Raw genomic sequence first — 12835 nt, forward strand, 5'->3', positions numbered from 1 at the left:
GGAGAAAAGCAATGCCTGCGAAACTCGACCCGACCAAGACCATCTTTGTCCCTCCGCCAACCTTTCCGCCCTTTCCCGATCCCTTCGACCCCTGGCCCGGCGGCCCGTTCGGTCCGCCGCCGATCACGACCGCGCCGCGCACGACCCACGGCAGAGGCGAGCGCGCCGCCAGCGATCCTGCTGCGCTCGACGCGCTTATAGCCCGGCTTGTCGAAATGCTGTCCGATGCGCTTGAGCGGCAGGATTACGATGCCGTCATCAAGGCCTATGGCCCGGTGATCCAGAAGCAGCTTGAAAGCGACCCAGACGCCATGGCCGCTTTTCGAGCGCTTTTTGAGCGTTACGGGATCGACCTTGATCAGTTCACCCTGCCCGCCACCGATGAGCGTGAGCCTGTGACAATCGGCATTTCCGTGACGGTGGCGCTGATCGCCTTTGGCAGCGGTGCGGTCATCGGCTGGCTGGCCGAAGACTAAGCAATGTCCGGACTGGGCCGCCCGGCCTCCTGGCCCAGCCCGTCAGCGCGCCTGTCATCGCGGACGAACAAACCATGGATCGCTGAGAAGGCCGGATTCTTCAGCCCAGCCTGAGCGGCTGCTCTGTGTTGGAGTGTGCCCTCATTGCTGCCCCATCCCCCTGCACGGCCACCCCGGCGCGCCGCCTCAGGTGCTAAGGGCCCGCAGTGGCGGGCGGTGTCAGCGCCCGGCAGCCCCGATCCTGTGCCAAAGCTCATCCGCCACGGCGCCGGGCGGCTGATCTCTGCGTCTCATTTTGAAAATCATCGTGCGCCGCACCGGAAACCTTTCCACGCTGAGGGACAGCAAGGCCCCGGTTCGCCGCTCGTCCTGGGTCATGTGGTCAGGCAGACCGCCCCAGCCGAGACCGGCGAGGATCACCTTTTTCTTGGCGGTGAGATCGGAGACCGTCCATTTCAGCCCGCCGGGCAGCAGATCGCGGCTTTGTTCGTGCGCCGCGCCGCCCGTGCCGGCGGCGACCACCTGCACATGGCCTTGCATCTCCGAAACCGAGAGCACACGGGAGCCGGCGGGCAGGTTCAAGGCAGGGCTGGCCACCGGCCGGATTATCACCTCCGCAACCGGCTCCGCCTCCACGTCATCCAGGGCCACCCCGTCCAGGGACGCAAGCGCAATATCCGCCTTGCCTTCCATCAGCCGGGCAATCGGGCCGCCCATCATCTCCATCCGCAGCCGGAGATGGGTAGCCGGGTGGCGCCGCCCGGTGGCCGCCAGCACCGGCAGCAAAGGATCCAGATCCATGGTTGCGCTGACAGCTACTGTCAGCTCCGGCTCTTCGCGGGCACGCAGCCGGGCTGCGGTGCTGCGCAGCCCTTGCATCTGCCGCAGCACCCGCGACGCCTCGCGGTAGAAAATCTCACCCGCCGGTGTAAGCACGGGCCGGTAGGCCGCCCGGCTGAACAGCTCCAATTCCAGTTCCTCTTCCAGCTGGCGGATTGTGTGGCTGATGGCGGACTGCGATTTGTGCAGCCGCTCGGCCGCGCCGCGGAACGTGCCGGTTGAGACAATGGCCTCCAGGGCAATGAGCTGGTCGTGTTTCATCGGGCTGCAACTTGTTCATTTTTTCTAATCATATCGCTGAAAACATAATATTATCAATCTATCATTTCGGCGGGTAGTCAGGACGTATCAATCAACACAGGAGATTGTTATGAAACTGTACTACAAACCCGGCGCCTGCCCGCTGGCCAGCCACATCGCCCTGCAGGAAACCGGCCGCCCGTTTGAAATCGAGGCCGTCGATACCGCGGCGGGCCGCACCGAAAGCGGCGCAGATTACTGCGCGATCAACCCCAAAGGCTATGTGCCGGCCCTGCATCTGGACGACGGCAGCGTTCTGACCGAAGGGGCGGCGGTTCTGCAGTATATCGCCGACAGCAGCCCGGAGGCAGGCCTGGCGCCCGCCGCCGGAACAATGGACCGGGCCCGGATGCAGGAACAGCTCAACTGGATCGGAACCGAATTGCACAAGGCATTCGGCCCGCTGTTCCGCGAGGGCACATCCGAGGCCGGCAAAGATGCGGCCCGCACCGCTGTTGCAGGCAAGTTCGATATCATCGAGGCGCAGCTGGAGGATGGCCGCGTGTGGCTGGTTGCGGACCGCTTCTCCGTCGCTGATGCCTATCTGTTTGTGGTCTCGAACTGGGCCAATTTCACCGGCATCGACCTGGGCCGCTGGCCCCGGCTGGCTGCATTTGTAAGCCGCTGCGCTGCCCGCCCGTCGGCGCAGGCGGCGATGCGCGCCGAGGGGCTGATCCAATGACGCCCGCAGACCACAAAAAGGTCGGCGGCCTGATGGAGGCCTATTTCGAAGGCCTGCATCAGGCCGACAGCACCATGCTGCGCCAGGTGTTTCACCCGCAGCTGGCCTATGTCTGCGCCACCGAAGGCGATGAGCTGTATCTGGATCTTGAAACCTACATGGGCCGCGTGGACGGGCGCGAGCCGCCGGCCAGGCGCGGCGACCCGCGCCAGGAGGAGATCCTGGAGATTGCCTTTGCCGGCAGCAGGCTGGCCCGTGTCAGCGCCCGCATGACCATGATGGGGCGGGAGTTTCACGATCTGCTGACCCTTGTCCGCGACGGCGCCGAATGGCGCATCGTTGCAAAAGTGTTCTCATATGCCCCGCGGAAGGACTGACCGATGCCCTATGTGAATATTAAAGTGACGCGCGAAGGCGGCCCCGAGGGCACCGGCCCGAGTGCAGACCAGAAGGCGCAGCTGATCGCTGGTGTCACCGGCCTGTTGCACGATGTTCTGGGCAAGAACCCTGCGACGACCTTTGTGGTGATCGACGAGGTCCCGCTGGAGGATTGGGGCATCGGCGGCCTGCCGGTGCAGGAGCACAGGGCCCAGGCGCAATGAAGACCCGGCTGACAGAGGCGCTGGGGATCGCCTGTCCGGTGATCCAGGCGCCGATGGCCTTTGCTGCGGGCGGCGCGCTGGCCAGCGCCGTCACGGATGCCGGCGGGCTGGGCATGATCGGGGGCGCCTACGGCGATGCCGCGTGGATCAATCAGCAGTTCGATATCGCCGCCGGCACGCGCGCGGGCTGCGGACTGATCACCTGGAAGCTTGCGCAACAGCCGCATCTGCTGGATCAGGTGCTGGCGCGCGATCCGGCGGCGCTGTTTTTGTCCTTCGGCAATCCGGCACCCTTTGCACCGGCGGTCCGGGACGCCGGCGTGCCGTTGATCTGCCAAGTCCAGACCCTGCGCGATGCGCGGCAGGCACTGGACTGCGGCGCGGACATCGTTGTCGCCCAGGGGGCGGATGCCGGCGGCCACGGCGAGGCCCGCGGCACCTTTGCCCTGGTGCCCGAAATCGCTGACGAGATCGCGCGCCGGAACAGCAAGGCGCTGCTGTGCGCGGCCGGGGGCATCACCGACGGGCGCGGTCTGGCTGCGGCCCTGATGCTGGGGGCGGACGGTGCGGTGATCGGCACCCGGTTCTGGGCCTCGCGCGAGGCGCTGGTGCACCCGCGCATTCTGGCGCGCGCGCTGTCGGCGACGGGGGACGACACCATCCGCACGCGGGTGGTGGACGTGGTCCGCGGTTTTGACTGGCCCGGCCGCTACAACGGCCGGGTGCTGCGCAACCCGTTTATCCGGAAATGGCACGGCTCCGAAGACGCCTTGAAGCTGGGAACGGGTGCCGAAGCTGCACAATGGGCGGCGGCTCAGGATGCCGGGGATCCGGATGTCGCGACCGCCTTTGCCGGCGAAGGTATCGGGCTGATCCGCTCTGCGCCGCCTGCCGGCGAAATCCTGGTCAGCCTCGCTGCAGATGCACAGCGGTGCCTGGGGGCAGCGGCGTCCGTTGCCGGCGGCTGAATGACACGCTGTGCCCCGCGGCACGGATCTGAACGGGCTTGGCTGCCTGATATGCCAAGTGGTCCAGGCCGCAGCACAGGCGGTGCACGCACGGTGCACAGGGGGTGTACGCAAGGCACCCCCTTCCCTGCTTTCGCCTGAAGACGTGAAAAAGCCCCGGATGTTTCCATCCGGGGCTTTTGGTTTTCCTCTGCGCACTCCGGCTCAGCCGCCGAAGTCGTCGAGCATGATGTCCTCGCGGTCGACGCCCAGGTCCAGCAGCATGTTGATCACCGACTGGTTCATGATCGGCGGGCCGCACATGTAGAATTCGCAGTCTTCCGGCGCCGGGTGATCCTTGAGGTACTCCTCGTACAGAACGTTATGGATGAAGCCGGTGTAGCCTTTCCAGTCATCCTCCGGCTGCGCGTCGGACAGCGCCACGTGCCATTCGAAGTTGTCGAACTCCTCGGCCAGCTGGTCGAAGTCCTCGACAAAGAACATCTCCTTCTTCGAGCGCGCGCCGTACCAGAAGCTGATCTTGCGGTCCCGGTTCTCCAGGCGCTTCAGCTGGTCAAAGATGTGGCTGCGCATCGGCGCCATGCCGGCACCGCCGCCGATGAAGACCATTTCCTTCTGGGTGTCGCGGGCAAAGAACTCGCCGAACGGACCGGAAATGGTGACTTCATCGCCCGGCTTCAGGTTGAAGATGTAGGACGACATCTTGCCCGCCGGAATGTCGGTGGAGCCCGGCGGCGGCGACGCCACACGGACGTTCAGCATGATGATGCCCTTTTCGTCCGGGTAGTTCGCCATCGAATAGGCGCGTTCGATCGGCTCGTCCACGACGGATTTATACTGCCACAGATTGAAGCGGTCCCAATCCTCGCGGTACTCCTCCTGAATGTCGAAGTCGGTATAGGCCAGCTGGTGCTCCGGCGCCTCGATCTGGATATAGCCGCCGGCGCGGAAGTTCACATCCTCGCCTTCGGGCAGTTCCAGAACCAGCGCCTTGATGAAGGTCGCCACGTTGTCGTTCGACCGCACCTTGCAGCGCCATTTCTTGACGCCGAAGACCTCTTCGGGAACTTCGACTTCCATGTCCTGCTTGACCGCAACCTGACAGGACAGGCGGTCGCCGCAGGCGGCCTCGCGCTTGGTGATGTGGCTTTCCTCGGTCGGCAGGATCGAGCCGCCGCCGGAATGCACCCGCACCCGGCACTGGGCACAGGTGCCGCCGCCGCCGCAGGCGGAGGGGACGAACAGCTTCTCTGCCGCCAGCGTTTGCAGCAGCTTGCCGCCCGCAGGCACCGAGATGGTTTTTTCACCGTTGATGGTGATGTTGACATTGCCGGTCGCGACCAGGCGGGAGCGGGCGGCCAGGATGATGGCCACCAGCGCCAGCACGATCACCGTGAACAGGACAACGCCGAGCGTGAAAGTTTCCATGTTTCCGCGCTCTCCCTTACAGTTTGACGCCGCTGAAGGACATGAAGGCCATCGCCATCAGACCCGCGGTGATAAAGGTGATGCCCAGGCCCTGCAGGCCATCCGGCACGTCGGAGTACTTCAGCTTCTCGCGCACGCCCGCCATCGCGGTGATCGCCAGCGCCCAGCCGAAGCCGGAGGAGAGGCCGTAGGTTGCCGCTTCGGCAAAGTTGTAGTCGCGCTCCACCATGAACAGCGAACCGCCCAGGATCGCGCAGTTCACCGTGATCAGCGGCAGGAAGACCCCCAGCGCGTTGTAAAGCGGCGGGAAATACTTATCGAGGATCATCTCCAGGATCTGCACCATCGCTGCAATCACCCCGATATAGGAGATCAGGCCGAGGAAGGTCAGATCCACATCCGGGAAGCCCGCCCAGGCCAGCGCGCCGGGTTTCAGCAGGTAAGTCAGCAGCAGGTTGTTGGTGGGCACAGTAATGGCCTGCACCAGCATCACCGAAATCCCCAGCCCCAGCGCGGTGGAGATCTTCTTGGACACCGCGATGAAGGTGCACATGCCCAGGAAGAAGGAAAGCGCGAGGTTCTCGACAAAGATGGCCTTAACGGCGAGTGAAATCAGCCCTTCCATCAGTGCGCCTCCACGGATTGGATTTTATATTCACGCTCTTCCACCTGGTTCGGCTTCCAGGTGCGGAAACCCCAGATCAGCAGGCCGATCACAAAGAACGCCGAGGGCGGCAGCAGCAGCATGCCGTTCGGCACATACCAGCCGCCGTTGTTCACGGTTTCCAGAATGGTGATGCCGAACAGGGAGCCGGAGCCGAACAACTCGCGGACCACACCGACCAGCATCAGGATCAGGCCATAGCCCAGACCATTGCCCAGACCGTCGATGAAGGACGCCACCGGCGGGTTGCTCATGGCGAACGCCTCGGCGCGGCCCATCACGATGCAGTTGGTGATGATCAGGCCGACAAAGACCGACAAGGTCTTGGAGATCTCAAAGGCGTAGGCCTTGAGCACCTGGTCCACCAGGATCACCAGCGAGGCGATGATCACCATCTGCACGATGATCCGGATCGAGCTGGGGATCTGATTGCGCAGGATCGAGATGAACATCGACGAGAACGCGGTCACAAAAGTCACCGCCAGGGTCATCACAAAGGCCACCTGCAGCGACGAGGTCACCGCCAGCGCCGAGCAGATGCCCAGCACCTGCAGGGTGATCGGGTTGTTGTCGACCAACGGGTCGATCAGCATGTCTTTCTTGCTCTGGGACATCAGAACTCTCCCGCTTGCAGTGACTTGAGGAACGGCCCGTAGCCTTCTTCGCCCATCCAGAACCGCACCAGGTTATCGACCCCGACAGAGGTCAGCGTCGCACCGGCGAGGGCGTCGATGTGGTGTTCGGGGCCGGCGGCAGGCACGGTCTTGGACACGGTGATCTCCAGATCGCCGTCTTCATCCCGCAGCTCCTTGCCATGCCACAGCGCTTTCCAGCGCGGGTTGTCCACCTCGGCGCCCAGGCCCGGGGTCTCGCCGTGCTGATAGAACTGCAGGCCAAAGATGTCGTTGCCGTTCTCCTCCACCGCGATGAAGCCATAGAGGGTCGACCACAGGCCATAGCCGTGGACCGGCAGGATCACCTTGTCCAGATCGCCGTCTTCCTCGCGCAGCAGATACACGGTCTTGTAGCGCGACTGGCGGCCGATGCCCGCCGGGTCGTTCTCCAGCTCGCGGCTCAGTTCCGGGTCCTGCGCGGCGGCTAGGCCGTCGAAGGTGGCAGCGTCGAACTGGTCGGTGAAGGTGTTGGTTTCCAGATCCAGCACCTGCGGCTCGAACGCGGCAAAGGCTTCGGCCACATTCTGGCCCGGCTCATAAAGGCCGGCCACCTGCAGAACGTTCAGCTGCTTGTCGCGCTTCTTGTTGGTTTCCTGCACCGGACGCAGGGACACGGCGGCGGTGGACACGATCATCGAGGCCACCAGGCAGACGGCGACAGCGATGAACACGGTCTTGCCAACCGAATCCGGCGATGCGGCAAGGAAGCGGCCAATCAGGCCCTTGCTTTGGGTATCAGCCATAGCGGCGCGCCCTCCGTTTGATGTTTGCCTGCACGACGAAGTAGTCGATCAGCGGTGCAAAGACGTTGCCGAACAGGATCGCCAGCATCATGCCTTCGGGGAAGGCCGGGTTCAGCACCCGGATCAGCACCACCATCACACCGATCAGCGCGCCATATATGTAGCGGCCCGCGTTGGTGTGGCTGGCCGAAACCGGCTCTGTCACCATGAACACCAGGCCAAAGGCATAGCCGCCCAGAACCAGGTGCCAGTACCACGGCATCGCAAACATCGGGTTGGTGTCAGAGCCAATGAGGTTCAGCAGCACCGAGAAGGCGATCATGCCGCCCAGGCAGCCCACGATCAGGCGCCAGTTGGCGATCTTGGTGGCCAGCAGGAAGACCAGTCCGATGGCACAGGCCAGCGTCGAGGTTTCGCCAAAGCTGCCCTGGATGGTGCCATAGAAGGCGTCCGACCATTCAATGCCCTTGGCGGCCAGTGCCTGGAAACCGTCAGCAGCAGAGACCCCCAGCGCGGTCGCGCCGGAGAAGCCGTCAACCGGGGTCCAGACAGAGTCGCCCGACATATTGGCCGGATAGGCGAAATACAGAAACGCACGGCCGGTCAGTGCCGGGTTCAGGAAGTTTTTGCCGGTGCCGCCAAAAACTTCCTTGCCGATCACCACGCCGAAGATGATGCCAAGCGCCACCTGCCACAGCGGCGTCGAGGCCGGCAGGATCAGCGTGTACAGCATCGAGGTCACCAGGAAGCCCTCGTTCACCTCATGGCCGCGCACGGTGGCAAAGATGACTTCAAAGATGCCGCCCGCAACCAGCGTCACAATATAAAGCGGCAGGAAATACAGGAACCCGTGCGCGATATTGGCCAGCGGGTTCGACGCATCCAGCGAAATCCCCAGCGCCTGCAGCACCGCAACGCGCCAGCCGGTGGCCGCGTCCGCCCCCAGCATCGCAATCGCGGAGTTGGTCTGGAAGCCGGTGTTGTACATGCCCCACAGAATGCAGGGGATGGTGGCGATCACCACATAGGTCATGATCCGCTTCATATCGATGTAAGAGCGGGCATGCGGCGCCACGGTGGTGACGGTTTTCGGGGTATAAAGGAAGGACTCCACCATTTCGTAGACGGGGAAGTACTTCTCGTACTTGCCTCCCTTCTCGAAATGCGGCTCGATCCTGTCAAAGAAGCTGCGCAATCCCATCCGGCTCAGCCCTCCTTTTCAATCTTGGTCAGGCTGTCGCGCAGCGCCAGCCCGTATTCGTACTTGGCCGGGCAGGCAAAGCCGACGAGGCCCAGGTCCTCTTCGTCAAGCTCCAGCGCGCCCAGTTCCTGTGCGGAGTCGGTGTCCATCACCAGCAGCGCGCGCAGCAATTGCGTCGGCAGGTAGTCCTGCGGCATCAGCCGCTCAAACGTGCCGGTGGGCACCATCGCCCGGCGGCCGCCGTTCAGGTTGCTGGTCAGGTTGAACAGCTTGCGGCTGAGGGCAGAGCCCAGCACCGGCTGCACGGCGTATTTGCCGGGCATCGGGCGGATCCAGCCCATCGGGATCTGCTCGCGGTCTTCCTCGATGATCGCGACCTGGCGCGCAAAGCGGCCCAGGTAGGCCAGCGGGCCTGCCGCCTGGCGGCCCGACAGGATCGAACCGGAGATCACCCGCACCGGGCCGTCCACGGCGATCTCGCCGCGGGTCAGCTCGTCGGTGGAGGCGCCCGACACAGTGCGGACCAGACGCGGCGCGCGCGCAGCGGGACCGGCCAGCGCAACCACGACAGAGGGGTCCAGATGACCGGTCATCAGCAGGCGGCCGATGGCGATCACGTCCTGATAGGACACGGTCCAGACCTGATCGTCCGCGCGGACCGGGTGCAGGAAGTGGATGTGGGTGCCGGCCAGGCCCGAGGGATGCGGCCCGTCAAAGGCGGCCGCTTCCACACCGGCAACGCCGGTGCCGGGGATGCTGTCGCCTGCCTTCTGGCACAGGAAGGTGGTGCCGTCGGTCAGCAGGGTGATTGCCTTCAGGCCCGCCTCGAACGCCTCCGCAGCGTCATTGATGATCACTGCGGCATCGGCGGCCAGCGGCTCGCTGTCCATCGCGGTCACAAAAATCGCCTCGGGCTTGGAGCCCGGCTGCGGCATCTTGGAATAGGGACGGGTGCGGAACGCGCTCCACAGGCCGGCCGCGCACAGTTTGGCGGTCAGGCCCTCGGCGGTATCCGCATCGCCAACGGCGGAGAAATCAATGCCCTTGTCCTCGGCATCCGAAATCTCGATCACCACGCTTTGCAGCACGCGGCGCGCACCGCGGTTGATCGCCACGACCTTGCCGGTCATCGGCGCCACCATCACGGCGTCTTCCGCGTCCTTATGGCAGAACAGCGGGGTGCCGCGCTGGACATCATCGCCTTCCTGCACCAGCATGCGGGGCTTCAGACCCAGATAGTCGGGGCCCAGCACGGCCACCGAGGTGATGGCGGGGCCCGGGTGGATTGTCTGTTCCGGTGCGCCTGTCACCGGCAGATCCAGCCCCTTTCTCAAGTTAAATGTTTTCATATTTGCGCTACGTCCCTCCAAGGCCGAATCCCGTGGCGGTTCTTACCCCGTTCCGGCAGCGGCGGCAAAGAAAACGCACAAAACGCCGTTTTCCGCACATCCGCACAGCCTGTCCTGATTTCCGGCGCACTCGAATCAAATTCGGCACCGAATGGCAAGGCTGTCCCCCGGCCTGTTCCCCAATTTCCTGTGCACTGCGCGCTTTTATCAGACTGTTGGCGCTCACGATGCTCGGGAAACCGTCAAAGCTGACAGGCAGAAACGGCAACGCCTTTCCGGCAGGCCCAGCCAGGGCGGGCCAGCGTGCCTGCCAGTCGCAACAGGCGGTTGAAACTGATTCTACCAAATACTGCGTATTCAGGCGTCCCAGACGGCCTGCGGCGCGCCCATCAGATCCCGGTCGACGGTAATCCCCAACCCCGGCGCATCCGGCACCAGAACGCCGCCGTCCTTGACCGGCGCGTCGAACTCGGCGGTTTTCAGCGTCACCATATCGCGGCAATCCAGAATGCAGCGCAGTGACCGCTCCGGCACCGTGGCGCCCAGATGGGCAATGGCAGAAAACGCGATGGCGGAGCCGACGGTGTCCTGCACGCTGACAGTGGCGCCGGCAGCCAGGCAGATGTCCCTATGCCGCCGCCCATGGGTCAGCCCGCCCGCCTTGGAGATCTTGAGGCCGATACCGTCGGCCACATCCTGTGCCAGCATCAGCGCGATGTCCTCATCCTGCTGCACCAGCTCATCCAGGATGATCGGCACCGTGCAGCGCTTGCGCAGCGACATGGTCTCGCGCCAGGTCCTGCAGGGGGCTTCCAGCACGAAATCGAGCCCCTCCGGCAGCATCCGCAGCATCCGCAGCGCGGTTTCCGGCGTCAGGCCACCATTGGCATCCACCAGAAAGAACTCGCCCGGCTGCCGGTCGGCCAGCGACGCTCGGATGCGCTCGGCGTCCAGCTCCGGGCCGCCCTCGGCATCCAGCGCGCCAATCTTCACCGAATGGCCCAGGTATCCCATCTCGCGGTGCCGCGCGACGCGGGCGCGCATGTCTTCGGGGCTGCCCGCATAGATCGAGGAGATCACTGGCAAGCGCTTGCCGGTGGAGCCGCCCAGCAATTCGCAGACCGGCATGTTCACCGACTTTCCGAACAGGTCCCAGCAGGCGAGATCAATCGCGGATTTGGCATGGTTATGGCCCAGCAGCGCCTCATCCATCGCCTCATTGATGCGGTCCATCTGCCGCGGGTCGCGGCCCAGCAGGTACGGTGCAATCTCCGCAATCCCTGACCGCACACCCAGCGCATGCGCGGCGATATAGCTGGAGCCGAATGGCGTGCTTTCGCCCCAGCCCTCCAGCCCCGTATCGGTGGTGATCCGCACGAAAGAGGCATCAAAACTGCGGTACTCCCGCCCTCCCGACAGCCTGTAGACGCCGCCCGAGTATGGCAGATCCAGTTGATACAGTTCGATCTTTCTGATCTTCATGCCTCAACCTCGGGGATCATCAGAACCAGCTTGCCGGTGTGTTTCTTGCTCAGAAAATCCTCCTGCGCCGTGGCAATCTCGCTCAGCGGATAGGTCTTGGCGACAAGCGGGCGGATTTCACCGGCCTCGATGTAGGCGATCAGATTGGCGAACACCTCATCCTCCTGAAAGGTGCAGCCCATCAGGGTCAGGTCCTTGAGGTAGAGCGTGCGCACGTCGATTTCGCTGATCGGCCCGGCGATGGCGCCGGCGGTGGCGTAACGCCCGCCGCGCCGTAAAACATCCATAAAAGCGGGCCATTGCTCACCAGCCACAAGATCAACCACCACGTCGATGGACCCCTCACCCAGGTCTGCCCGCAGATCGGCGTTGCGGTCGATAACGCGGTCCGCCCCCAGCGCCAGCACCTCATCCGCCTTGGCGGCAGAGGACAGCGCAATCACGGTGGCGCCGCGGCGTTTGGCCAGCTGCACAGCGGCGGAACCCACACCACCGGACGCACCGGAGATCAGCACGGTTTCCGCACCCAAGCCGACACGGTGCAGCATGTTCTCCGCCGTGGAATAGGCACAGGGGATTGAGGCCAGCTCCGCATCCGACCAATCGCAATTGACCGCGTGCGTCTCGCGCGCAGGCGCCACTGCGAACTGGGCAAATCCGCCGTCGCATTCGCTGCCGAAGGTCCAGCATTCATAAGGCCGGTAATCGACGTAAGAGCGCAGCATATTGCGCACCAGCACCCGCTCGCCGATGCGGGCGGCGTCAACGCCCTCCCCCACTGCCGCGATATACCCGCAGGCGTCCGCGCCCTGAATACGGGGAAATTCCAGTGGCTTGCCGGACCAGCTGGCGTCGTCGTCATTGACGCTGTCAAAACCTGTGGCGCCGCCCGCGTTGGTGTCGGCGTCGACCGCCTTGGAATACCAGCCGATACGGGTGTTGATATCAGTGTTGTTGATGCCCGCCGCCGCGACGCGGATCAGCACCTCGCCCGGCCCGGGCTGCGGCACCGGCACATCGGTGCGGTACTCCAGCTTGTCGATGCCGCCGTGGCCGGTCAGCAGAACCGCCGCCATTTTCTCCGGAATCATGCCCCTGCCTCCCTTTGGTGATTAGATTGGCCGGCCCTCCCCTGCCGGCCAAAGCAGGGTGCCGTCCCCGCAGGAACGGCACCCTGAAACGTGTATCACAGCTCCAGCGGATGCGCGCGGCCGCGCTCCGCCAGGCGGCGGTTCAGCTCTTTCGCTTCCGGCCGCCCGGCCTCCAGCGCAAAGACAAAGGCGTGGGTCAGGTAGAAGCAGGCCGCATCAATGTTGCCCGCGGCCTCCGCCTGATCACCGGCCAGAGTGTACAGCCGCACCAGCTCTACGCTGTCCTTGTCCTCATGCGCCTGCAGCAGCGCCCGGTCGAGCTCGTCGCGGTTCAT

At 64.3% G+C, this 12835-nt stretch carries 15 protein-coding genes; 5 read left to right on the top strand and 10 right to left on the bottom strand.

Annotation, left to right across the window (positions count from 1 at the left end):
- Positions 1-11 precede the first annotated feature (11 nt).
- The gene (locus CAER_RS0102445; protein ID WP_027233912.1) at positions 12-476 is read left to right on the top strand and encodes a hypothetical protein; all 465 of its coding nucleotides are present in this window, start codon (positions 12-14) and stop codon (positions 474-476) included.
- A gap of 219 nt (positions 477-695) precedes the next feature.
- Here the strand turns inward: CAER_RS0102445 and CAER_RS0102450 are convergent, their stop codons facing one another.
- Positions 696-1577, bottom strand: a complete 882-nt coding sequence (locus tag CAER_RS0102450) for a LysR family transcriptional regulator (RefSeq protein ID WP_027233913.1) — start codon at positions 1575-1577, stop codon at positions 696-698.
- 109 nt (positions 1578-1686) lie between these two features.
- Here CAER_RS0102450 and gstA point away from each other — a divergent pair, with 109 nt between their 5' ends.
- Genes gstA through CAER_RS0102470 form a run of 4 tightly spaced genes read left to right on the top strand, consistent with a single transcriptional unit; the run spans position 1687 to position 3868 of the window.
- Positions 1687-2298, top strand: coding sequence for a glutathione transferase GstA (gene gstA / locus CAER_RS0102455; protein ID WP_027233914.1), 612 nt, complete (start codon positions 1687-1689; stop codon positions 2296-2298).
- Positions 2295-2675: a nuclear transport factor 2 family protein gene (locus tag CAER_RS0102460; RefSeq protein ID WP_027233915.1), complete on the top strand. Its 381-nt coding sequence runs from the start codon at positions 2295-2297 to the stop codon at positions 2673-2675. Before gstA ends, CAER_RS0102460 begins: the two co-directional genes overlap by 4 nt.
- Before the next feature lie 3 nt (positions 2676-2678).
- Positions 2679-2900, top strand: a complete 222-nt coding sequence (locus CAER_RS0102465) for a tautomerase family protein (protein ID WP_027233916.1) — start codon at positions 2679-2681, stop codon at positions 2898-2900.
- Positions 2897-3868: an NAD(P)H-dependent flavin oxidoreductase gene (locus CAER_RS0102470; RefSeq protein WP_027233917.1), complete on the top strand. Its 972-nt coding sequence runs from the start codon at positions 2897-2899 to the stop codon at positions 3866-3868. Before CAER_RS0102465 ends, CAER_RS0102470 begins: the two co-directional genes overlap by 4 nt.
- Before the next feature lie 204 nt (positions 3869-4072).
- On the opposite strand, the gene nqrF is transcribed toward CAER_RS0102470, so the two are convergent.
- From nqrF to CAER_RS0102515, 9 genes are all read right to left on the bottom strand, one after another.
- Entirely contained in the window at positions 4073-5296 is a 1224-nt protein-coding gene (nqrF, locus tag CAER_RS0102475; protein ID WP_027233918.1) for an NADH:ubiquinone reductase (Na(+)-transporting) subunit F, read from the bottom strand.
- Between the two features lie 16 nt (positions 5297-5312).
- A complete protein-coding gene (gene nqrE, locus CAER_RS0102480) occupies positions 5313-5921 on the bottom strand; it encodes an NADH:ubiquinone reductase (Na(+)-transporting) subunit E (RefSeq protein ID WP_027233919.1) in 609 nt (202 codons plus the stop codon).
- Complete coding sequence (locus CAER_RS0102485; RefSeq protein ID WP_027233920.1) at positions 5921-6574, bottom strand: NADH:ubiquinone reductase (Na(+)-transporting) subunit D; 654 nt, start codon at positions 6572-6574, stop codon at positions 5921-5923. The genes nqrE and CAER_RS0102485 overlap by 1 nt, the downstream gene beginning before the upstream one ends.
- The gene (locus tag CAER_RS0102490) at positions 6574-7377 is read right to left on the bottom strand and encodes a Na(+)-translocating NADH-quinone reductase subunit C (protein ID WP_027233921.1); all 804 of its coding nucleotides are present in this window, start codon (positions 7375-7377) and stop codon (positions 6574-6576) included. The genes CAER_RS0102485 and CAER_RS0102490 overlap by 1 nt, the downstream gene beginning before the upstream one ends.
- Positions 7370-8578 carry an NADH:ubiquinone reductase (Na(+)-transporting) subunit B gene (locus tag CAER_RS0102495; RefSeq protein WP_027233922.1) on the bottom strand — a complete coding sequence of 403 codons (1209 nt, stop codon included), beginning with the start codon at positions 8576-8578 and terminating at the stop codon, positions 7370-7372. The genes CAER_RS0102490 and CAER_RS0102495 overlap by 8 nt, the downstream gene beginning before the upstream one ends.
- 5 nt (positions 8579-8583) lie before the next feature.
- Positions 8584-9927 carry a Na(+)-translocating NADH-quinone reductase subunit A gene (locus CAER_RS0102500; protein WP_027233923.1) on the bottom strand — a complete coding sequence of 448 codons (1344 nt, stop codon included), beginning with the start codon at positions 9925-9927 and terminating at the stop codon, positions 8584-8586.
- A gap of 357 nt (positions 9928-10284) precedes the next feature.
- Positions 10285-11409, bottom strand: a complete 1125-nt coding sequence (locus CAER_RS0102505) for a mandelate racemase/muconate lactonizing enzyme family protein (protein ID WP_027233924.1) — start codon at positions 11407-11409, stop codon at positions 10285-10287.
- A complete protein-coding gene (locus CAER_RS0102510; protein ID WP_036796812.1) occupies positions 11406-12500 on the bottom strand; it encodes an alcohol dehydrogenase family protein in 1095 nt (364 codons plus the stop codon). Before CAER_RS0102510 ends, CAER_RS0102505 begins: the two co-directional genes overlap by 4 nt.
- Before the next feature lie 95 nt (positions 12501-12595).
- The gene (locus tag CAER_RS0102515) at positions 12596-12835 is read right to left on the bottom strand and encodes a hypothetical protein (protein ID WP_027233926.1); all 240 of its coding nucleotides are present in this window, start codon (positions 12833-12835) and stop codon (positions 12596-12598) included.

The organism is Leisingera caerulea DSM 24564 (genome assembly GCF_000473325.1).
In the GTDB taxonomy this organism is placed as follows: Bacteria; Pseudomonadota; Alphaproteobacteria; order Rhodobacterales; family Rhodobacteraceae; genus Leisingera; species Leisingera caerulea.